Annotated in this window: 16 protein-coding genes; 7 read left to right on the forward strand and 9 right to left on the reverse strand. The window is 61.9% G+C overall.

Annotation, left to right across the window (positions count from 1 at the left end):
• Positions 1 to 5,032: 5,032 nt before the first annotated feature.
• Entirely contained in the window at positions 5,033 to 5,680 is a 648-nt protein-coding gene (locus V8352_RS05540; protein ID WP_336423267.1) for a M15 family metallopeptidase, read from the reverse strand.
• A gap of 665 nt (positions 5,681 to 6,345) precedes the next feature.
• Between V8352_RS05540 and V8352_RS05545 the strand changes: the two genes are divergently transcribed.
• From V8352_RS05545 to V8352_RS05565, 5 genes are all read left to right on the forward strand, one after another.
• Positions 6,346 to 8,547 (forward strand): putative bifunctional diguanylate cyclase/phosphodiesterase, encoded by a 2,202-nt coding sequence (locus V8352_RS05545; RefSeq protein WP_336423268.1) that lies wholly within the window; start codon positions 6,346 to 6,348, stop codon positions 8,545 to 8,547.
• A 310-nt stretch (positions 8,548 to 8,857) separates the two neighbouring features.
• The gene (locus V8352_RS05550) at positions 8,858 to 9,517 is read left to right on the forward strand and encodes a rhomboid family intramembrane serine protease (protein WP_336423269.1); all 660 of its coding nucleotides are present in this window, start codon (positions 8,858 to 8,860) and stop codon (positions 9,515 to 9,517) included.
• A 206-nt stretch (positions 9,518 to 9,723) separates the two neighbouring features.
• Positions 9,724 to 10,464, forward strand: a complete 741-nt coding sequence (locus V8352_RS05555) for a dienelactone hydrolase family protein (RefSeq protein WP_336423270.1) — start codon at positions 9,724 to 9,726, stop codon at positions 10,462 to 10,464.
• 63 nt (positions 10,465 to 10,527) lie between these two features.
• Positions 10,528 to 11,427, forward strand: coding sequence for an aldo/keto reductase (locus tag V8352_RS05560; protein ID WP_336423271.1), 900 nt, complete (start codon positions 10,528 to 10,530; stop codon positions 11,425 to 11,427).
• Positions 11,427 to 12,119, forward strand: coding sequence for a DUF6064 family protein (locus V8352_RS05565; RefSeq protein ID WP_336423272.1), 693 nt, complete (start codon positions 11,427 to 11,429; stop codon positions 12,117 to 12,119). Before V8352_RS05560 ends, V8352_RS05565 begins: the two co-directional genes overlap by 1 nt.
• 60 nt (positions 12,120 to 12,179) lie before the next feature.
• Here the strand turns inward: V8352_RS05565 and V8352_RS05570 are convergent, their stop codons facing one another.
• From V8352_RS05570 to V8352_RS05605, 8 genes are all read right to left on the reverse strand, one after another.
• Positions 12,180 to 13,916: a SulP family inorganic anion transporter gene (locus V8352_RS05570; RefSeq protein ID WP_336423273.1), complete on the reverse strand. Its 1,737-nt coding sequence runs from the start codon at positions 13,914 to 13,916 to the stop codon at positions 12,180 to 12,182.
• A gap of 57 nt (positions 13,917 to 13,973) precedes the next feature.
• The gene (locus V8352_RS05575; protein ID WP_336423274.1) at positions 13,974 to 15,647 is read right to left on the reverse strand and encodes a TIGR01244 family sulfur transferase; all 1,674 of its coding nucleotides are present in this window, start codon (positions 15,645 to 15,647) and stop codon (positions 13,974 to 13,976) included.
• Positions 15,648 to 15,662: 15 nt separating this feature from the next.
• Positions 15,663 to 16,544: an MBL fold metallo-hydrolase gene (locus V8352_RS05580; protein ID WP_336423275.1), complete on the reverse strand. Its 882-nt coding sequence runs from the start codon at positions 16,542 to 16,544 to the stop codon at positions 15,663 to 15,665.
• Between the two features lie 18 nt (positions 16,545 to 16,562).
• A complete protein-coding gene (locus tag V8352_RS05585) occupies positions 16,563 to 17,000 on the reverse strand; it encodes a DUF6691 family protein (protein WP_336423276.1) in 438 nt (145 codons plus the stop codon).
• 3 nt (positions 17,001 to 17,003) lie between these two features.
• On the reverse strand, positions 17,004 to 17,438 hold the full coding sequence (locus tag V8352_RS05590) for a YeeE/YedE family protein (RefSeq protein WP_336423310.1): 435 nt from the start codon (positions 17,436 to 17,438) through the stop codon (positions 17,004 to 17,006).
• On the reverse strand, positions 17,435 to 17,647 hold the full coding sequence (locus V8352_RS05595; protein WP_336423277.1) for a YgaP family membrane protein: 213 nt from the start codon (positions 17,645 to 17,647) through the stop codon (positions 17,435 to 17,437). Before V8352_RS05595 ends, V8352_RS05590 begins: the two co-directional genes overlap by 4 nt.
• A 101-nt stretch (positions 17,648 to 17,748) precedes the next feature.
• Complete coding sequence (locus V8352_RS05600; RefSeq protein ID WP_336423278.1) at positions 17,749 to 18,420, reverse strand: Crp/Fnr family transcriptional regulator; 672 nt, start codon at positions 18,418 to 18,420, stop codon at positions 17,749 to 17,751.
• Complete coding sequence (locus V8352_RS05605) at positions 18,417 to 18,881, reverse strand: RrF2 family transcriptional regulator (protein WP_336423279.1); 465 nt, start codon at positions 18,879 to 18,881, stop codon at positions 18,417 to 18,419. Before V8352_RS05605 ends, V8352_RS05600 begins: the two co-directional genes overlap by 4 nt.
• A gap of 105 nt (positions 18,882 to 18,986) precedes the next feature.
• On the opposite strand from V8352_RS05605, the gene V8352_RS05610 reads away from it, so the two are divergent.
• Both V8352_RS05610 and V8352_RS05615 read left to right on the forward strand, forming a co-directional pair.
• Positions 18,987 to 19,613, forward strand: a complete 627-nt coding sequence (locus V8352_RS05610) for a peroxiredoxin (RefSeq protein ID WP_336423280.1) — start codon at positions 18,987 to 18,989, stop codon at positions 19,611 to 19,613.
• A 48-nt stretch (positions 19,614 to 19,661) separates the two neighbouring features.
• The gene (locus tag V8352_RS05615) at positions 19,662 to 21,071 is read left to right on the forward strand and encodes a cytochrome ubiquinol oxidase subunit I (protein ID WP_336423281.1); all 1,410 of its coding nucleotides are present in this window, start codon (positions 19,662 to 19,664) and stop codon (positions 21,069 to 21,071) included.
• The last annotated feature ends 3 nt before the right edge of the window (positions 21,072 to 21,074 follow it).

Consider the following 21,074-nt stretch of genomic DNA (forward strand, 5'->3'; position numbering starts at 1 on the left):
TTGAGGTGCCCTCCGCCCCGCTCCGTCCGAACAAGTCCCTTTGGCGATCTTAGCGAAAGTCCGCAAGGACGGTCCGCACTGGCGCGCCGATGAACACCGCTAGACATCCGCACCAGCCTGAATGCGCCATTGTCAGCCTGAACCTGCCCGCATTCCCCGGCGCTTTGCGCCTCGGCTCAGAGATCTATATCGGCCTCCTCCACCTCGGGCTGCGGGGCGTCGCGTTGGATTTCGGCAAGTTTACGGTCGAAAAGCCAGACGCCCAGCACGGTGCCCTGATTGCGCTCATAGATCGTGGCTGTCACCACAGGGCCGCAGCGGTCGGGGTCTTTCATTGCGTAAGACGGTCCACCCGACGCGTCCCTTGGCCAGCCTGCGCCATACCAGAAATCAAACTGCGGAGCCCTGTTTTCGCTGTCGAAGCGGTCGGTCTGGATCGTTGCCATGCGGGGCAAGCCGCTGCCCATGCTGCTGCTGACGGTCTGTATGCCGCCGCAGAAACCCAACTGGTCCTCGCGTTCGGGCAGCACCCCCCACAAAAGATAGCGATCTCCTTGTGTGAGCGAGGGCGCGCCGTATTTTGCCTCAAGCGATTTGCGCAGGGCCGCTGCGCTGGCCTGATCGGGCGTCAACTCGATCCGCCGCATGATGCCAATGACGGGCTCGTTCGGCACGCCGGCCACGTAAAGCGCAAGGAACGCCTCTTTTGTATCCGGGTCCATGAGGCCGATGGCGGTGCCGAACATCCCTTCGACAGGCTTTTCTGGCGTGAACAGCACGGGGTCGGTCAATTTCTCGCGCACCGCTGTCAGAAACGCCTCTAGCGGCATTCCAAGCGTCAGCCCCACGACATCCTGCGCCTCTGGCGGGACTGCGACCGGCACTTGCCAGTCATCCGCCTCCAGCGTGGGTGCGACCTCCACCTTGCCCACATTGTTTCGATGCTGCGCCGTCAGCGCAACAGGTGTCGCGCTTAGGGAGACGACCCCGACAAGACCGGGGGCATCCATGCGGGCCGGCGTGGCGGGTGCAAAGGTGACCTCGTCGAGGTTCGCGATATATGTCGCGCTGGAAAACCGGATGTTTGCCTGTGGCGTGGGCTGCGCCCGGATGCGCACAAGTGCATCGACATAGGGCGCTTGGTCCAGATCGGGCACATCGCTGTTACGGCCCATCTGCCGCTTTATATAGTCGCAGGCGGCCCGCGTGTCGTCGATGATCGCACGGCCTTCGGAGACCCACAGCCGGTCAGGCCCGGCGCGGGGCGGCCTGTTTCTCCCGAACTGAAACCGCTTTTCCGGCAGGGTTGCATCCGGCATATGACGCGCGAAATCGTCAAAGACCGTAGTATGGCGCCCACCAGAACTGATAAAGACCTCCTGCATGCCGTTGCATCCGGTTTCGGGATGCTGCTGCAATCCGAAGCCAAGTGGAATGGCCACGCGCGGCGGCAGTTGCGCAGCCCGTGCCTGCGTCCACTCCCGGAAAATCGGAACAAGCCGAGCAATCTCGGGCGCAGTCAGGCGCTGGGTCGGGTTCTCGAAAAAACGTCCCCAGTCCACTGGTTGTGGCGCAACCGCATTTTCCGCAGCCCCGGCAAGCGCGCGTTCCTTCAGCAGACGCTCGACCAGCATCCGCTCATAGGCCGCGTCATCATAGACCTCTGGTGCGACGCTCAGGGCAAGCATGTCGATCCCCTCGTGGTCCAGCATGAGGACGTCCGGCGGTGTGACCTGGGGCGCATCCATTGAGTCCGGCCCCAGCTTGGGCGGTGCGGCAATCAGGAACCTGTCATCATCCGTCAGCACGTAGCCATTGCCTTTTGTCTGGCCCAGCATGATTTCGGATGGGGCAGACATGACAAGGGTCGCACCTGACCGGTCGTCCTGCACCCCGACGGGGCGCACGCGGATATAGCTTGTCAGCCGCATTCCGTCGACATGGTCCGCCCTGTCAAGATCAAGATACGTCTCGAACTCCGCGCGCCGCGCCGGGTCGATCCTCAGCACCTCATACGCGTGCGAGGCTTCGCCCTGAAGCGGGGGTGAGGGAAAACCTGACGCGTTGCCGCCATGCGGCGCGGCACGAAAACCCACTGACTTCACGGGATATCCGCCTGCATCCGCATCGTAACCGTGCAATCTCCAACGCGCGCCGATCCAATATTCATCCCGTGCGGTGGCGACGATGTCCTGCGTGATCGCATCCACAAGTTTGGGGCGCTGATCGGCAGGAGCCCGGACCACCTCGCGCCGGTCGGATGCGACCGCAGCGATCGCCGCTTCGCCGCCGGGGAACTGGCCCATCGCCCCAAGGAGCGACTTGCCCGTCGTGGCGTAAACCTCATCCGGCAATAGGTTCGGCTCGGTGTAGTCGTCTGGGGTTGCTGTGACGGGTTGGGCCAAGACCATCGTCAGTTCGGGATCGGCGAAAATCGTGATCGCGTCGATCCGCGACCCAAGGCGAACAAGCCCGATCTCTGCCGAATTGATCTGGCCAGTGACAGGCGCCCGCACCACCGCCTCGGTCAGGGTGTAGTCTACCGCGACATAGAGGGTGCGCGTCTTTGCACCGCGACGTTCCAGCACCGACAACAGCTCGGAGGCCTCGGCCTCGGCCATGGGCAGGAATGTCGGAACCAGATCCTTTATCGGTTGCCCAGTCAGCGGGTCTCTTGGCGGCCAACGGCCGTTCTGGCCCATCAGGGGAAAGCCTTGCNGAACCAGATCCTTTATCGGTTGCCCAGTCAGCGGGTCTCTTGGCGGCCAACGGCCGTTCTGGCCCATCAGGGGAAAGCCTTGCAAGGTGAAGTCATAATCCCGGAGGGTCGCATGGATCACGTCGCGCACTGGCAATGGCAACTTTGGCATTCGGCTCAAGACGATCTCGCGCAGTCCCGGTTGCGCGGCCTCCAGTGCCGCGCGGCGTTCGATTTCGTTCATGCTGTCGGGGTCCGTCAAGTAGGCGACTGGAAAAAGCTCAAACCGCTCGCGCTCCGTCAGCACATTTCGGAGAGCCACTTGCGCGGCGTCCGCGCTGAGCACACGATCAGGCCCGGCGGCCAGAAGCCCACCGAGCCCCAAGGCCGTTTCCAGCGAGTTGGTCTTCTGACCCGTGTTCATGATTCCTGTCTTCGCTCCCAAGGCGCGGCCCTTTTCGGAGGTCACGTCCCATTCCGGCACGTAGCGGCCTGCATTGATCGCGCCGCCAAAAACGGCAACGACCCCGGCAGGGTCAGTCGGCACGGGGCTTGTTATTGCCTCGCCCGCGCCGGTCGCGGCGCTCCAGCTTGTCACGAGGCGTTCGGGTTCGGACACCCATTTCCCCTTTTCGCGCCGTTCGGTCCGCCGGATCAGGGACACATGCTCAATCTCGGCATCCGCGATTATGTTGCGGAAGTAGCCGCCCCGCAGTTCGACTATCGGCTCCGACATGGTCAGAACCACGCTCAGAAACAGGCGGTCCTTGATGTTTCTGCCCGTCTCCAGTCCCGGTGAGGCAAGCGTCTCGGGCAGCGGCAGATAAAAAGGCTTCTGGCTTTTCCAGGTGAAGGTTGAACTCAGCTGTTTCCGATGCAGGGAAAGATCGGTGAGGGCGTGAACCCCCTCGATGTCCCTGCCCGTCGAGAACAGGCGCAAACCCTCGCGCATCTCGTCGTTGCGCAGGCTCGCGGGAAACTCGATCCGGATGCGCGACGGGGCGGGCTTTTTCGCGTAGTAGGCGGCAAGAGACCGCAGATAGGCTTCGAATTCGGGGCTGGTGATCCCGCTTTGCGGCGGCTGCGGTGCATCGGGTGGCAAGGCCATCCGTGGTACGTGCTGCTGATACTGGGGGACCGTCGCCGACTCGGGATGCTGGGCAAGCGCCCAACCGAAGATTGCCGCCTGCACCGCATCGTTTCCATCCGTCGCGGTGGGCACGGGGCTGGCTGGTCCGGATGCGGCAGCGGCCGGAGATTGCCCGCCGCCGCCCAGTTGCGGCAGGCCGAAACTGGCAACCTGACCGGCGCTGGCGCTTGCGCTGTGGCCGGGCAGGATGCATTGCGCCTGGCCCGCTCCCGTCCCGTCACCGGCGCAGGCTGTGGCCGCATTCGCCGTTTGCGACATACATGCGCTGGATAGTTGCGGCATAACCTCGCCCAGCCCCGCAGAACCTGCGAAATCCACCGTCTGCGTTCCCGCAAGGACGGCAACCTTTCCTTCGGCCAGCCGTGCCGCAAACTCTGGCACAAGCACAAGGTTGGCCGAAAACGCATCCGGCGGCGTGCGCCAGTCGAATGACACCGTGGCGCGGTCCGAAGGCCCAAGTGCAAATTCGGCGTCGATCATGTCGCCCGCGCTTCCGCTGCCTGCGACCTGAGGCGCAAGATGCATCGTCACCGTGCCGGCGGTTGGATCGATCCCAGCCACCGGTGCAGACGGTGTTCCATCCGCTTCCATGCAGCGTAGTGAAACCAGCAGATCAGCGCCACGATAGAGATCTGCCGAAACGATGGAGGCAGCGCCCGCCGGATACCGACCGAAGCTCCATGACAGATCCGAGGATGCTTGCGCGCCCAGTCCCGGCAGCCCCTGTGGTTGTGGCTGCGGCTGTTGTGCGTTGGCAAGCGAAACACGCAGCCCTGTTGCGCGCCCACCTGATCCCAGCACCTCGACCAGAATGGGCGCGTCGGTTCCACCAAGGATCGCATCAACGCTTGCAGGGTCGATCGACCCATTGGCCAAAAGGCGCGGCAACTGCGTCCGGTCCTGCGTGGTCAGGAATGTTTGATCCTGCGTGTCGCCCGGTTGCATGATCCCGAAGCGGTGAAAATTGGCACGATCCTGCGCCAGTATCTGGGCCGGTTGGTTCAATGCCGCGCCCGAGGAATTGACGCGGTCTCGCGCCCCGATCACAGCGACATAGCTGTCCAGCACGTCCTGCGCCAAGGCAGGTGTGGACAAGGACAGGGCCAGAGCAAGACATGCAGGAAGCTTCAAACCGGGTGCCATGAAAAAAATCCTTTCAATCAGTTTGCCTTGCCCTGATGAGATCACTCGGGCGTCATGCGGCTATAAAGAATAAGCTCAGGTCGATATTCGAAATGCATGCCGTCGAAATGGTGCCATTTCCCGCCCCAGATGAATCCGTAGCGCTCCATGGTCCTGACAAGGCTTTCTGGAATCTCGTTGTCGTAATCCAAGACAGCGCCTTCCCGCGCCCCCGTCCAACGCCAATACTTGCCCATCTCGGCATTCACATCGACCGCGATTCCAAAACTATGTGCGCTCAACCGCGAAGTGCCGGCTATGACACGCCAATTGAAACCACCTCCGGCACCTTGAAAGACGGCGCTGAAATCCTCTTCCAAAGCGTCCAGTGCAGCCAATGCCGTAGCCAGCTGACAGGAGACATTTCTTTTCCGGGTGACCTGAAACGCCCCATCCATCAGTGCCGGTCGCGCCACCTGGTCAAGGCTGTCTCGCGCTTCTGGTTCTGTCTGGAAATACAGCGCCTCGAAGAAATCGCCGTTGCGCAGCCGCCCCGGATCGAAGAAGGGCGCCGTGCGCTGTGTCAGGTCAAAAGCAAGCGGATAGCGATACTTGAACTGTTCGAGAATCGTGGGGTCGCGCAATGCGTCGGCAGGTGGAATGGCCCGGATCGTGCCAAGGCCCAGCCATACCTGCCCGTCCAGCGTCACGGAGGCCCCATCAGGCGATGGGGCAAGATCGTCATAGGCGATCCGAAGGGCGTCGATCTGTGGCGATGCGCTGTCCTGCGGCACCTCCAGCGCCATAAAATCCCTTGGCTGACAGGCAGAAGCTTGCACCGCCCCAAATCCGAGGGTTGCAATTGCGGGCAATAGCAGTCGTGCCTTGATCAATAGCAGCATGAGCCAACTTTCCTAAGTAGCCTGCCATTCCAAGTTAGAATGCCCGTTTCTGACGTAGGGTCAAGTATGTAGAGTAGCGCTCCGGCGATACCTTGGGGCGGAGGGCAGCCAGTGATACTGGCCAAATGGTCGGGGTCATTCGGACAGCTACCGCCCGACGATGCCCCTTGCTATCAAATTTGCGCATTGTGCGATCAGGATTTGGTCTCAGATACCTGCGACCACGGCTGGCTAGGAAATTGCAGCGAATGGCCGGTTTTGTTGACGCTTCCTTAAGTCGAGTGCGGCGACGGTGAGTTCGTTGACATCGATAGAGCCAGTGCCTGATCACAGGCGCGCTTCGTCATTCCCGGCCGTTGTCCCGGCGGCGAGGGTGGCGGCTTTTGTGCGAAACGCATACCGGGAGATCCGCCAAGATGAATTCGAGCAGACCAAAGTCTCTGTCAATTCAGATCATAATCTCGTTGCTCGTCTTGACGGGAGTCGTGCTGCTGGGCCTCGTGTTTGTCGGCCAGAACGCAGTCAATAGGTCTGACGAAGCCGCCGCCGCCCAACAGGCGCGTTTTGCCACGCGCAACCTTGCCGCCGAAATCGTGGATGTGTCGGAGGATCAGCGCAGCACGACGATCTGGGACGACGCAATCTTGCGCACGAAGGCGCGCGACTACGAGTGGATGGACGACAATCTTGGCATCTGGATGCAAGACTATTTCGGACACGACGAAGGTTATGTCCTGGACCGTGAAAACGCGCCCATCTATGCGGCGATCTTGTCCGAGCGCGTCGCTGAGGGCCGATATTTCGAGCGGGCCACCCTTATCCAGCCGATGGTTGAAGAACTGCGCGCGGCCATGGCCGAGGCGAGTGAAGGACTGGAAAATCCATACGAAGAGCTTGCCGAATTGTCGGTCGTTGCTCCGGTGCGCTTTGACGACATGTCGGCCATTGTCAGCGTGGTTCCCATCGTCTCGGACACCGGGGAAGTAGCGCAGCCGCCGGGCAACGAACCCCTGCATATCGCGCTGCAATACGTCGACACTGCACTTGCGCAAAGGATCGGCGCGCCGATCGAGCTGCGGGACGCGGCTTTTGGACCTGTGGCGCCTGAAGGAAGGCGGGCCGGCATCGCGGTGACCGACGCATCGGGCAATGACATCGCATGGCTGACCTGGCAGCCCGAGCAACCGGGCACCGCGCTTTTCATGCAGATGCTGCCGATTTTACTGGCGACAATGGTGCTGGGCGGCTTGACGCTGTGGTGGGTGGTGAAACGCCTCTTGCGGCTTTCGTGGCAACTGCAGGTCAGCGAGGCGCAGGCCCGGTTCCTGGCACACCATGATGCGCTGACCGGTCTTCCCAACCGTGCGCTGTTTCAGGATCGTCTGGCGCAGGCCATACATTCCGCAGAGCGCAGCGACAAATCGGTCGCCTTGGTCGCAATCGATCTGGACAGGTTCAAGCTGATCAACGACTCGCTTGGCCATCCGGCGGGCGACGAATTGATCCGCCAGGTCGGAAATCGGCTGGTCGAGTTGGTCCGGGCAGGCGATACCGTCGCCCGGTTCGGCGGTGATGAATTCGTCATACTCTTGCGCGACGTGGCCGATGACGATGACCTGCGACGCTTTTGCACGCGGATCGTCCAGCACGTGTCGCGCCCCTATGAATTGCTTGGAAATACCGGCTACATCGGTGCCAGCGTCGGCGCGGTTCTGGCCAACTCTGACGAGAGGGAGCCGGACGAGCTGATGCGCCGCGCCGACATCGCGCTTTACAGGTCAAAATCCGAAGGCAAGGGCCGCTACAGCCTGTTCGAAGCGAAAATGGGCAAGAGCGAACTAGAGCGCAATCAGATCGAAAACGATTTGCGCGCGGCGCTGGACACGGGCACCGGCCTGCACCTCGTTTATCAGCCCGTCTACGATGAAACCGGCCGGATCAAGGGTGCTGAGGCTCTGTGCCGCTGGGATCACCCCGAGCATGGCGCACTTTCACCCGAAATCTTCATCGGGCTTGCCGAACAACGCGGTTTGATCGACGAGCTTGGCCAATGGGTGCTGGAGACGGCATGTCACTTTGCCGTCTACACCAGACTGGCGAAAATCGCGGTCAACGTGTCCCCGTTGCAGCTCAACCATCCCGACTTTGTCAAGATGGTGCTGGACACGCTTCGGGATACGGAGCTTGCACCGGGACGTCTTGAGCTTGAGCTGACCGAACAGGTTCTTTTGGACAAATCCGTCGATACACGGGACAAGATCATGCAATTGCGCGCTGCGGGCATCGCTATCGCGCTGGATGATTTTGCGACTGGCAATTCATCGTTGCAGTACTTGCGTGACTACCGGGTCGATTCCGTCAAGATCGACCGATCCTTTGTCGCGCGCCTGGGCAACGACGAGGAATGTGATCATCTGGTGCAGGCCATCTTTGATCTGGTGCGCGCCATGGAAATTTCCGTGACGGTCGAGGGCGTCGAGACACAGATGCAGCATGATCGCCTGGCCTCTATGGGCTGCAAGAGCTTCCAAGGGTATCTCTTGGGCTACCCTATGGAACCCAGTGGATTGGCGCAGCTTATCGCGAAGGAAGGCGTCGAAGTCAAAGTGCCGCTCAAACGGGCCGGTTCGCCCAATCGCGCAGAGAGGCAGATGTCTCGGAAATGTCTGGAGTGATTTCAAGAGGTGCAGAGCGGCTTGCACCCCGGTTTCTGCGGGGCAGGGCCAGGTCTGCGGCGGTGCCCGGAATGCTGCGTGGAACGGAGTGGCCGCATGCACGCCGCCGCGCTTGGCGCTCCATCGAGGGCCAGTGGCATCCCAAAGTCGAAAATCATCGCCATTGCGCTGAATGGCCGATTTGTTCAGCGCACCACAAGGCGATCGGTGGCCCGGTTGCATTGAAACCTGCTCAAGTGGCCGCGTTGAGATCACCTGAACATGTGGTTTGACCTTGGTCCTGTCGTCTCGAAGGACTACCTGATGAGTCATGAAGCTTAGATCCCCAAATGACCAGCGCCCGCCCCTCACGTCCCCGCAGTCCGGCGCGCCGATGTTCCTTTGGGTGCTCGTCGGCGTCATGACGGTGATTGAGCTTGTCCTCCACCTGTCGTCCTCCGGCCTTCTGGGATCGCAGAACCTGCGGTGGCCCGCCTTTGCCTTCGGTGCGTTCTGGCAGCCGGTCCTCGCTGGCGCGACGCCGCCGATCTATCCGGGCCAGCCCGCCTTGATGTTCATAACCTACGCGTTTCTGCATGGCGGTTTCGTACATCTGGCCATGAACGGCGTCATCCTGCTGTCGCTCGGGAAATACGTCGCGGCCCAGATCGGGGCAACTCGGACACTGCTGGTGCTGCTCGCGGCCACTGTTGCTGGCGCGGCATGTTTCGGGCTGCTGTCCTCAAGCGGTGGGCCGATGATTGGTGCGTCCGGGGCCGTTTTTGGTCTGATCGGTTTGTGGCAAGCGGCTGACTATCAAGGGCGGCGGCGATCCGACCTTCCGCTCCGACCCCTCGTCATGGCAATCATTGGGCTGATCGCGGCCAATATCGTCTTTTTCGTGATCCTGTCTGGCGGTCTCGCCTGGGAGGCGCACTTGGGCGGGTGGCTCGCCGGTTGGCTCGCGGGGCAAGGCTTTGCGCGGCGCTGACGGCGCTCAGGGAACGCCCTGTCGCCTCTGAAAATTCATTTGGCAGAACGGTTTGCACTCTTTCCCCCAAGGGTGCCCAACCTCCGTGCGAACCCGGCTGCCCGCGCCGAGACGTTGCCAAACGCATCCTTCGCCCCATGTTTTCAGGGCAACAAGCCCAGGAGCATGCGTCGATTTGAAAATTCAACGAAAAGGGAGACCCCAAAATGAATGCCAAATGTTTCGCCTTGGTCACCACCGCCCTCTTCGGAGCGCCCGCATTCGCGGATGACATATCCTACACGGTCGATGGAAAGGCTCTGACCGGATACTGGGCCGCGGCAGAGGACCCGAAGGGCCTTGTCCTGATCGTGCATGATTGGGATGGCCTGACGGATTACGAGCGCAAGCGCGCTGATATGCTGGCCGAGATGGGATACGATGCCTTTGCCCTCGACATGTTCGGCGACGATACCCCGGTCGAGACTGTGGATCATCGCCAAGCGGCCACGGGCGCACTTTATGAGGATCGCGAGCGCATGCGCGCGCTGATGCAAGCGGGCGCTGAGCAGGCGCGCACGCAGTCGGACGCCAGCGCCATGGTCGTGATAGGCTATTGCTTTGGCGGGGCCGCGACGCTCGAGATGGCCCGCAGCGACCTGGCCGAAGAGGCTCGCGGTTACGCGACATTCCACGGCGGCCTGTCGACGCCCGAAGGCCAGTCGTGGGACGGGGACGAGCCACCTCTGCTGGTGCTGCACGGCGGCGCAGACACGTCGATCACGCTTGAGGATGTCGCGGGCTTTGCCTCGGAACTCGAGGACGCAGGAAACACCTATACCGCCCAGATCTATTCCAACGCGCCGCACGCCTTCACGGTGTTCGGATCTGATCGCTATGATGCGCGGGCCGATTCGCAGAGCTGGGAGGCATTCTCGGCCTTTCTCGCGGATCGCACGTCCGAGTGATTTCAGCCCCGAGCGCAGGCCAGGTGGCCTTAATCCGGGGGATCAGAAAAGCGAGGCGAACCCATGTTTTCAAGACGAACACTCCTGAAGGGGGCGGCGGCCTCTCTCGTGCTGCCCGGATCGGTGCTGGCGGATAGGGCGCCGATGCGGTCCATTCCGTCGACCGGCGCGCAGGTGCCTGCGATCGGGCTGGGGAGTTGGATCACCTTCAACGTCGGCAACGACCCTGTCCTGCTGGATGCCAGCGCCGAGGTGATGGCGGCATTCGTGGAGGACGGCGGTGGAATGATCGATTCCTCGCCGATGTATGGCTCCTCGCAGGATACAATCGGCTATGGGTTGCAGAAACTGGGCCATCCACAGAACGTCTTTTCGACCGATAAGGTCTGGACGAGTGCGGAGGACGAAGGCCGCGCCCAGATCGCGAAGAGCAGCGCGAACTGGGGCATCGAGGCCTTCGATCTGATGCAGGTCCACAATCTCGTGTCATGGGAGGCCCATCTCGAAACCCTCTTCGCGATGAAGGAGGAGGGCCAGATTGCCCATGTTGGCCTGACCACCTCGCATGGGCGCCGCCACGACCTGCTCGAGCGCGTGATGCGCGACTACCCCGTGGACACCGTGCAGCTGACCTACAACCTTGCTGACCGGGCGGCGGAGGAGCGTCTGTTGCCACTCGCCCGCGAGAAGGGCATCGCCGTCATCGCAAACCGCCCCTTTCAAGGCGGTGGGCTGGCGCGGGCCTTGGAAGGCAGGCCGCTGCCGGATGTGGCCGGCGCGCTGGGCGTGGACAACTGGCCGGAGGTGCTGCTGAAATTCATCATCTCGCATCCCGCGCTGACGGTGGCCATCCCCGCGACGACCAAGGTTGCCCATGTCCGGCAGAACAAGGCCGCGGAAAGGGGGCCCATGCCGGATGCAGAGATGCGCCGCCGGATCGTCTCGCATTTCCGCAGTCTGTGATGCGCGAGTGGCTCACATACGAGCTGTCGGACCTGCTGCTTTTCTCCGAGCGGGTGTATTGGCGGCTGTTTGAGCTGGAGAATGCCGCGCTCTGGCCCGTGCCGCTGCTGGCCCCTCTGGCGCTGCTGGTTGCTCTTGTCCTTTACAGTAGGCGCCCGCGGGCCGGAGTTCGCCTGATTTGCGGGCTTCTTGCGCTGGCTTGGCTGTCGGTGGGGGCGAATTTCATCCTGCAACGCTATGCGCCGATCAACTGGGCGATGACCTATGCCGGCCCCGTCTTTGGGCTGCAGGCCATTGCCTTTGCAGCTCTCGCTTTGTGGCCGTCGCCGGGAGGCGCAATTTCGAGGCCCGCGCAGGCCATGGGCTATGGTCTTCTTCTGGCGGGAGCGCTTGCCTATCCCGCCCTCGCGCCCCTGCACGGGCGGTCCATCGAAAGCGCGGAGGTTGTCGGGATTGCGCCCGACCCAACGGCATTGGCCAGCCTTGGCGCCGCCTTTTTCATATCAGGGCGCTGGCACAGGCTGGCGGTGCTGGTGGTTCCCTGTCTCTGGCTGGGGCAGAGCGCGGCGACGCTCTATGTCCTGAACGGCCCCGCCGCCTTGGCGCCGGCAGTGGGGCTTTTGATCGGCATTGCCGGGCTCATCTTGTTTGGCAAGGCACCGATGGGTCAACGTGGCCCAACCTCGGGATAGAGGGCTGGAAACGACGGCAAAGCCATAGCGGCGCGGCCGCAGTCGCGCCACGTGTGACGGCTACTGACCAAGCGCGCCTGCGCCGCCTGTCTTGAGCGATGTCCACGCCTGATAGTGAGACAAAAAGACTTGGCCCGTCATGTCCGACAGAAAATGTTCGCGCTCCAGCTTGTCCATCACCGGCCCTTTGACCTCTGAAAGATGCAGCTGAACGTCCATGTCGCGCAGGCGTTCGTTGATCGTCTCAAGGGATTCCAGCGCGCTCAGGTCAATCTCGTTCACGGCCGAGCATTGCAAGATGACGTGCCGGATATTCGGATCGTCTGCGACGCGGTTGTGGATCTTGTCCTCCAGATACCGGGCGTTGGCGAAGTAAAGGCTCTCGTCCACGCGCAGGCTTACGATGCTGGGGTCGGTGATCACGTCATGGCGCAGGATATTGCGGAAATGCTCGGTGTGCGGCACCTGGCCGACTTCGGCGATGTGGGGGCGTGAGGATTTGTAGAGGTGCAGCAATACCGACAGGGCGACCCCGACAGACACACCGGCCTCGACCCCGAAGGCCAGCGTCAAGGCGATGGTGGCAAAGACCGCCATGAAATCGGCCTTGGAATACGTCCAGCTGCGCTTGAGGATCGAGAAATCGACGAGGCTGAGGACCGCGACGATGATGGTCGCGGCAAGCGTAGCCTTGGGCAAAAAGTAGATCAGCGGCGTCAGCGCAAGGGCTGCGATGGCAAGGCCAATGGCGGTGAATGCGCCCGCTGCGGGCGTCTCGGCCCCTGCATCGAAATTGACGACTGACCGCGAAAACCCGCCCGTCACGGGAAAGCCGCCGGTCAGGGATGCGCCGATGTTCGCGGCGCCCAGGCCGATCAATTCCTGATCCGGGTCGATGCGCTGGCGTTTTTTGGCGGCAAGGGTCTGCGCGACCGAGATGGACTCCACAAAGCCGATGATCGAAATCAGAAACGCAGGCAGCAAGAGTTGCCCCAGCAGCGCGGGTGACAAGGACGGCAGGGCGAAGGGTGGCAGGCTCTGGGGCACCTCGCCGACGATGCCGACGCCCTGCTCGGCCAGATCAAGGCCCCAGACGGCAAGGGTCGTCACGACGACAACGGCGACCGGCCCGGTCTTGACCAGAACGCCCGTTGGGCCAGCAGGTAAGCCAAGCCGCGTGAGCATCGGCTTCAAACCGCTGCGCACCCAGAACAAAAAGGCGGTCGCCAACACGCCGATTACGGCGGTGATCCAGTTGATCTCGCCAAGGTGCGCGCCAATCGACATCACCAGTTCCAAAAGGTTGTGCCCTTCGGAATTGATGCCAAGCAGATGTTTCAGCTGACTGGCGGCGATGATGATGCCGGATGCGGTGATGAATCCGGCGATGACCGGATGCGACAGGAAATTCGCCACGAACCCAAGCCGAAAGAGGCCCATCGCCAGCAGCATGACCCCCGAAAGCCCCGCCAGCGACATGGCCGCGAGCGCATATCCCATCGTGCCCTGTTCGACGATGCTGCTGAGCGCGGCGGCCGTCATCAGCGATACCACCGCTACCGGCCCCACCGCCAGCGCACCGCTGGTGCCAAAGACGGCGTAGAGCATGATGGGCACGATCGAGGCATAAAGACCGGCCTCGGGCGGCAGCCCCGCCAGCAGGGCATAGGCCAGTGATTGCGGGATCAGCATGATCGTCACGATCAGGGCCGCCACGAGGTCATTGGACAGGGTGGCCCGATTATATGTGCGCCCCCACGAAAGGATGGGCAAATAGCGCGCGACGGTTGATTTCATGGAGATTCCGAAACTTCAATTAGCCCACGTACTGCATGCAGGGGCCGGGGGGATATTTCAACTGGCGGTGACGTCCTCGGGTTTCGCCATCCACTCGCGGCCCTTCAGCATGCCCTTCCAATAGATCGGGGGCAGCATCTTTTCCTTGAGGAACCACGCCGCGCGCGAGGGTTTGGTGCCGTCGATGATGGCCTTGGGAAAGCTTGGAAGCAACGTCCCGCCATAGCCGAATTCGGCCAGAACGATCTTGCCCCGCTCGACCGTAAGCGGGCAGGAGCCATAGCCGTTGTACTGCGCGACGGGCGATTTGCCGTGGATGTCGGCTACGATGTTTGCAGCGACGACAGGCGCCTGAATGCGCGCGGCGGCCATCGTCTTGGCGTTGGGGGCGTTCATCACGTCGCCGAGGGACCAGATGTTGTCATATGTCTTGTGGCGCAGGCTGGCCTGATCCACGTCGACCCAGCCCGCCGCATCGGCCAAGGGCGAGACGCGAATGAAATCTGGCGCTGTCTGGGGCGGACAGACATGCATCATGTCGAATTCCACCTCGATCCGGCGCGTTTCGGTATCGGGCTCGGCCACGTCGAACCACGCCTTTTTGGCGGGGCCGTCGACGGCGACAAGGTTGTGAAAGAAGTTGAGCGATGCGCTGTATCGGTGGACATATTCCATGAGGGCAGGGACGTAATCCTTGACGCCAAAGAGCACGCCACCGGCATTGTTGAACGCGATGTCGATGTCCTTCAGCACGCCGCGCCGAAGCCATGCGTCAGCGGACAGATACATCGCCTTTTGCGGTGCCCCGGCGCATTTGATGGGCATGGGCGGCTGGGTGAATATCGCGCGCCCTGCCTTCATCCGCTCGACCAGCTGCCATGTGTAGGGGGCCAGATCGTAGCGATAATTCGAAGTCACGCCATTCTGGCCCAGCGTCGCAACCAGACCCTCGATCCCGTTCCAGTTCAGCTTGATGCCCGGACAGACGATCAGGCGCTGGTATTTGACCACGCGGCAGCCATCGAGAATGATGGCGTTATTCTCCGGCTCAAACGCGGCAACGGCGGCTTTGATCCAGTGCACGCCCTTGGGGATCAGCGACCCCATGGTGCGCGCGGTATCCTGCGCGTCGAACACGCCGCCGCCCACCATGGTCCAGCCGGGCTGGTAGTAATGGATGTCCGCCGGGTCGATGATGGCGATCTCGAGGTCGGGCTTGCGTGTCTTGAGGCTTGCCGCTGCGGCAATGCCGCCCGCCCCCGCACCGACGATGACGATCTCGTAGTTGGCATCGCCCGTGTCTGTCGGGGTCTTGCCGCCGTTGGCGATGCGCCGCACCACGCCGCCCATGTCATAGCCGGCGGCCTTGGTCGCGGCGAGGATATCGGCCACGCTTTGCTGGCTTGCCTGCGCCAGCGACCACAGCGTGGCCGAGCGCGTCCCCGTGCGGCAATAGGCCAGAACGGGCCCGGGCAATTCTGTCATGGCCTTGTCGAAAGCCGCCGCATCGTCGTCACTGACCTTGCCAGAGACGATCGGCAGATAGACGGCCTCGAGGCCCTCTTTCTTGGCTGTTGACGCGATTTCCTGAAACGTGGGCTGATCGGCGCCCTCGCCATCGGGGCGGTTGCAGATGATCGCGCGAAAGCCTGCTTTCTTGATGGCCTCCATGTCGGCGGGAAAAATCTGCGCGCTGACCGACAGGCCGGCAGTCAATGTCTTGAGGTCCATGAGAGGCTCCGATTTTCAGATGGCGTTGATCGGCACTTTGAGCATCGGGTTGCCGTCCTTGTCCTTGGGGACGGCGCCAGCGCGCATGTTTACCTGCAATGACGGGATGATGAGCTGGGGCATGCCCAGCTGGGAATCCCGCGCCGTGCGGAACGCGATGAACTCTTCGCGGGTCTTGCCGCCGCCCACATGGATGTTGTCGGCCTTTTGGGCGGCCACGGTGGTTTCCCATGCGATGGCACGGCCCCCCGGAGCGTAGTCGTGGCACATGAAAAGGCGCATGTCGTCCGGCAGGGCCAGCACCTTCATGATGCTGTCGTATAGCACACCCGCATCCCCGCCGGGGAAATCGGCCCGTGCCGAGCCGCCATCGGGCATGAAAAGCGTATCGCCCGCAAAGGCGGCATCCCCCAGGACATGGACCATGCATGCGGGGGTGTGGCCGGGCGTATACATGGCAAATGCCTGCATCTGCCCGATCATGTAGGTATCGCCATCTTTGAACAGCGCATCGAATTGCGAGCCGTCGCGCTCGAACTCGGTGCCCTCGTTGAACACCTTGCCGAAGGTTTCCTGCACGATCATGATCTTTTCGCCGACCCCGATCTTGCCACCCAGTTTGGACTGGATGTAGGGGGCCGCGCTCAGGTGGTCGGCATGGACGTGGGTTTCGATGATCCAGTCCAGTGTCAGGCCGCGCGCCTCGATCTCGGCGATCAGCGCGTCTGCCGCGTCATAGGTGATGCGCCCTGCCGCGTAATCAATATCCATCACGCTGTCGATGATGGCACAGTGATCACTGGCCGGGTCCTTGACGATATAGGTGATCGTGTTGGTCGCCTCATCAAAATGGGCGGACACCTCGGGATGGACGGACATGTCTACAGGATAGGTCATACGGATACCTCGATTGAATTAAGCCTGGGCTGTTGCCCGGTTTTTGAGTTTCGCCTGAAGCACCTTGGCGGCGATGATGCCAGCCAGCAGGGCGGCGACGAAAATGAAGACTTCGGCGCGCCCGGTGCCGAGGGCAGGGAGCGCGCCACCGGGGCAAAAGCCCGCGATGCCCCAGCCAGCCCCAAAGACCGCAGATCCGCCGATCAGCGGCAGATCCAGATCGCGGCGCGTGGGCAGCTGAAACTTGGCCGAGAGGAGTGGGGCAGGGCGCCTCAGCACCAGACGATAGCCCAGCGCCGTGACGATCAGGGCGCCGCCCATGACAAAGGCAAGGCTGGGGTCCCAAGTGCCCGCGACATCGAAAAAGTTGAGCACCTTGGCGGGATTGATCATGCCCGACAGGGCGATGCCGATCCCGAACACGAGACCGATGAGATACGAGAGGATCAAGCGCATGGATCAGCCCCCCACGACATGGCGGATCACGAAAACCGTGATACCGGTGGCCAGCATGAAGGTCAGCGTCGCGGCGAACGAGCGGGGCGACAGTCGCGCCATGCCGCAGACACCGTGACCCGATGTGCAACCCGACGCGAAGGTCACGCCGATACCGACGAGGAAACCGCCCACAATCAGCATCGGCGTGCTGACAGGAATTTGCAGGGCAGGGACCTGCCCGGTGATGAGCAGATAGGCGATGGGCCCGCTGATCATCCCCGCAAGGGTTGCCGCGCGCCACGACCAATCGGCAAGGCCCGCAGGCTGCAACAGCCCCGCGACGATGCCGGTGGCCCCCATGATGCGCCCCAGCACCGCCATGAGCAAAACCGCAGCGAGACCGATCAGAGCGCCCCCGCCAAGGGACTGCAGAGGTGTGAATGCCGTCTCGATCACAGTTGGCACGTCCGGATGCCGAAGATGCGGTAGAGCGGGCAGAACTTCATCGCGGAGGTCGCGATCAGGATGATACCCGCGATGACGGATACGGCGATGGCCGCGGTGGAGTCAAAGATCGCCATGCCGCCGACGAAAGGGGCGACCAGCAAGACAATCCCCAGAATCAGGCGAAGCACGCGATCCATCGTGCCGATGTTGGTGGTCATTTCCGTTGCTCCCATAAAAGATGCATTCAGTATATGCCTTTCACGGCCCTAGGGTCGGTGACATTGTCACCGAATGGTCCCGTTCTGGTCGGTGGCACGTCTCAGGCGTGGTGGTCGGCCAGTTCGACAAGCTGTGCGCGATTGCGTATCGACACACGGCCTCTGGCCTGTGCGATCCATCCGCGCCGCTGGAACTCCTGAAGCTGGCGCGAGATGACCTCGCGCGCTGTTCCCAGCTCGACCGAGAGCTTCTGATGGGTGATCAGAAGGTCATCCCCGCCGTCTGACAGGCTGATAAGCTTGTGGGCAAGCCGCACATCCAGCCGCTGGAATGCCACCTCGTCGATCATGCGAAAAAGGTCGGTGATGCGTTTGGCGAAGGCGGCAAAGACGAAATCCCGAAAGGGTTTGGACTGAACAACCAGATCATCGAAGACGTGCCGCGGAATCGCCGCCGCCTGAACGGCGGTCTCAGCAACGCCCTCGGCGGCATAATCCTCATAGGCCAGCAGGCAGGCCGTCGTCAGCACGCAGCTTTCTCCGGCGTGGATTCGATAGAGAACGATTTCATGCCCCGTATCGGACACCTGTTGCACCCGCACCGAACCCTCCAGCAAAAAGAGCATGTTCTCGGGGGAGTTGCCGGGGCCAAAGAGGGTCGCTCCGGCCTCGACCTCCTGAATGAAACTGCGCGCGATCAACAGCTCCTTGATCTGCGGTTCAAGACGCGAGAGGCCCGGAAAGCGCTCGACCCAAGCGCTGGTGTCAATCATTGGGTCTTGGCCTCTTGCTTGGGATGTTCCAGCGGGGCGATCCTGTCCATCAACTGCCCGCGATTGGCCGAGATTTGCGCAATCGTCAGATCATCGAGCACAGCCATGAAGGCGGCGGTGGCCTCCTTTATCTTGCGCGACAGAATGCAGATCCCGATCAACGGGCAGGTGTTCTTGTCCGAATTGAAACACTCGACCACCTCCAGTGGCCCCTCGGTGATGCGCACTACGTCCCCGACGATCATCTCCTCTGCCGGACGGGCCAGCCGAAATCCACCGCCGCGACCGCGCACCGTCTCAAGGTAACCCGCCTTGCCCAGCTCATGCACGATTTTCATGATGTGCGGTTTTGACAGCCCATGGATCTTGGCAACGTCATCGACGCGCACAAGCTCAGGCGATTTCAGCGCCGCAAGCTGCAAGGAGCGCAGGGCGTAATTCGTGTAGCTGGTCAGTTTCATGATGCATCCCATTGCCGCACTCATAAGATACATTCAAAGTATTGCTTTTGTAAACCAGTGGGGGTATCCAGATTAAACCACTATTTCAAATATAGGATATACGACATGAGCCTTCGCATTGGTGATACCGCCCCAGACTTCTCTGCAGACACAACGACCGGCCCGATCCGTTTTCACGACTGGATCGGCAGTGAGTGGGCATTTTTCTTTAGTCACCCAGCAGATTTCACACCTGTCTGCACCACGGAAATGGGCCGCACCGCACAACTGGCCGAGCACTTTGCCGCGCGCGGCGTCAAGCCCATCGGGCTGTCCACGGACAGCGTGTCCGAGCATGTCAAATGGATCGAGGACGTGAACGACACGCAGCAGACGACCCTGCTGTTCCCCATCGTTGCGGATGCGGACCTTGAGATCGCCAAGCTCTACGACATGATCCACCCCAGCGAGAGCGCGACCGCTGCCGTCCGCTCGGTCTTCATCATCGACCCGGACAAGAAGATCCGTCTCACGATGACCTACCCGATGAGCGTGGGCCGGAATTTTGATGAAATCCTGCGGGTGATCGACGCCCTGCAAACCAGCGACACCTACAAGATCGCCACGCCGGCAGATTGGGTGCCCGGCGCGCAGGTCATCATCCCGCCGTCCGTCACCGACGCGCAGGCCACAGCGGCATTCCCGCAGGGCTACACCACGCTCCGCCCCTATTTGCGCACCGTGACGCTGTGACCCGCCGATGCCTCTGATCCGGCACCTTTGACAAGGAAGGACCATGAAATGTTCGATGGCATGACGGCAGAGACGCTGGCGCGGATGCAATTCGCATTCACTGTGTCCTTCCACATCATTTTTCCCGCCTTTTCCATCGGTCTGGCCAGCTATCTTGCCGTGCTGAATGGCCTGTGGCTGCGGACGCGCGACGAGATCTACCTGACGCTGTTCAACTACTGGAAGAAGATCTTTGCGGTGGCGTTTGGCATGGGTGTCGTATCGGGCATCGTGATGTCCTACCAGTTCGGCACCAACTGGTCGGTCTTTTCGGACAAGACCGGGCCGGTCCTTGGCCCCCTCATGGCGTATGAGGTGCTGTCGGCCTTCTTTCTCGAGGCCGGATTTCTGGGCATCATGCTTTTCGGGCGTGACCGCGTTGGCGAGAAACTCCATATGTTCGCCACTGCGATGGTGGCCTTCGGCACGCTGATGTCAGCGACTTGGATCCTGTCGGTGAACTCGTGGATGCACACGCCGGCCGGCTACGGCATCAACGATGTCGGCCAATTCGTGCCCGAAGATTGGTGGCAGATCGTGTTCAACCCGTCCTTTCCCTATCGGCTGACCCATATGGTTCTGGCGGCCTATCTGACCACCGCGCTTGTCGTGGGCGGCGTCGGCGGGCTGCACCTGCTGCGCAACCGCAGCGATGCGCAGGCGCGGCGGATGTTTTCCATGGCGATGTGGATGCTGATCGTGGTCGCACCGCTACAGATTGCGGCAGGTGATTTCCACGGCATCAACACGCTGGAGCATCAGCCCGCCAAGGTCATGGCGATGGAGGGACATTACGACAGCCACCCCGATGGAGCGCCGCTGATCCTGTTCGGCATCCCCAACGCCGAAGAAAAGCGGATCGACTACGCCGTCCAGATCCCCAAGCTGTCCAGCCTCATCCTCAAGCACGATCTGAACGCGCCTCTGGACGGACTTGATACCGTCCCCGACGGGGATGAGCCGCCGGTGGCAATGGTTTTCTGGAGCTTTCGGGTCATGGTCGCCCTGGGGTTTGCCATGCTCGGCCTTGGCGTGTGGAGCGTGTGGCGGCGGCTGCGCGGGCGTCTTTACACCGATGCTCTGCTGCATCGCGCGGCCATCGTGATGGGCCCGATGGGGTTTGTCGCGGTGCTGGCGGGGTGGATCACGACCGAAGTCGGGCGCCAGCCATTCACGGTCTACGGCCTGCTGCGCACCGCAGACAGCCTCGCGCCCGTTGCCGCCCCGGCTGTGGCAGCGTCGCTGCTGGCCTTCATCGTGGTCTATTTCTTCATCTTTGGCGCGGGCACATTCTACCTGCTGCGAATGATGAACAAACCGGCAGGCACCCCACACCTCGGCCTGCGTGACGGGCCGATCCGCACGGCGGGCACGACCCCGGCCTTGCAAACCGACCGCGACGCAATCCCCGGCGAATAAGGA

Source organism: Roseovarius sp. D0-M9, assembly GCF_037083805.1.
In the GTDB taxonomy this organism is placed as follows: Bacteria; Pseudomonadota; Alphaproteobacteria; order Rhodobacterales; family Rhodobacteraceae; genus Roseovarius.

Excerpts from the sequence above, each read along its gene's own strand:
- V8352_RS05565 (WP_336423272.1), top strand. The coding sequence starts at position 11,427 with ATGCGCGAGTGGCTCACATACGAGCTGTCGGACCTGCTGCTTTTCTCC.
- V8352_RS05580 (WP_336423275.1), bottom strand. The coding sequence starts at position 16,544 with ATGACCTATCCTGTAGACATGTCCGTCCATCCCGAGGTGTCCGCCCAT.
- V8352_RS05605 (WP_336423279.1), bottom strand. The coding sequence starts at position 18,881 with ATGAAACTGACCAGCTACACGAATTACGCCCTGCGCTCCTTGCAGCTT.
- V8352_RS05550 (WP_336423269.1), top strand. The coding sequence starts at position 8,858 with ATGAAGCTTAGATCCCCAAATGACCAGCGCCCGCCCCTCACGTCCCCG.
- V8352_RS05560 (WP_336423271.1), top strand. The coding sequence starts at position 10,528 with ATGTTTTCAAGACGAACACTCCTGAAGGGGGCGGCGGCCTCTCTCGTG.
- V8352_RS05575 (WP_336423274.1), bottom strand. The coding sequence starts at position 15,647 with ATGGACCTCAAGACATTGACTGCCGGCCTGTCGGTCAGCGCGCAGATT.
- V8352_RS05595 (WP_336423277.1), bottom strand. The coding sequence starts at position 17,647 with ATGACCACCAACATCGGCACGATGGATCGCGTGCTTCGCCTGATTCTG.
- V8352_RS05615 (WP_336423281.1), top strand. The coding sequence starts at position 19,662 with ATGTTCGATGGCATGACGGCAGAGACGCTGGCGCGGATGCAATTCGCA.
- V8352_RS05600 (WP_336423278.1), bottom strand. The coding sequence starts at position 18,420 with ATGATTGACACCAGCGCTTGGGTCGAGCGCTTTCCGGGCCTCTCGCGT.
- V8352_RS05555 (WP_336423270.1), top strand. The coding sequence starts at position 9,724 with ATGAATGCCAAATGTTTCGCCTTGGTCACCACCGCCCTCTTCGGAGCG.
- V8352_RS05570 (WP_336423273.1), bottom strand. The coding sequence starts at position 13,916 with ATGAAATCAACCGTCGCGCGCTATTTGCCCATCCTTTCGTGGGGGCGC.
- V8352_RS05585 (WP_336423276.1), bottom strand. The coding sequence starts at position 17,000 with ATGCGCTTGATCCTCTCGTATCTCATCGGTCTCGTGTTCGGGATCGGC.
- V8352_RS05610 (WP_336423280.1), top strand. The coding sequence starts at position 18,987 with ATGAGCCTTCGCATTGGTGATACCGCCCCAGACTTCTCTGCAGACACA.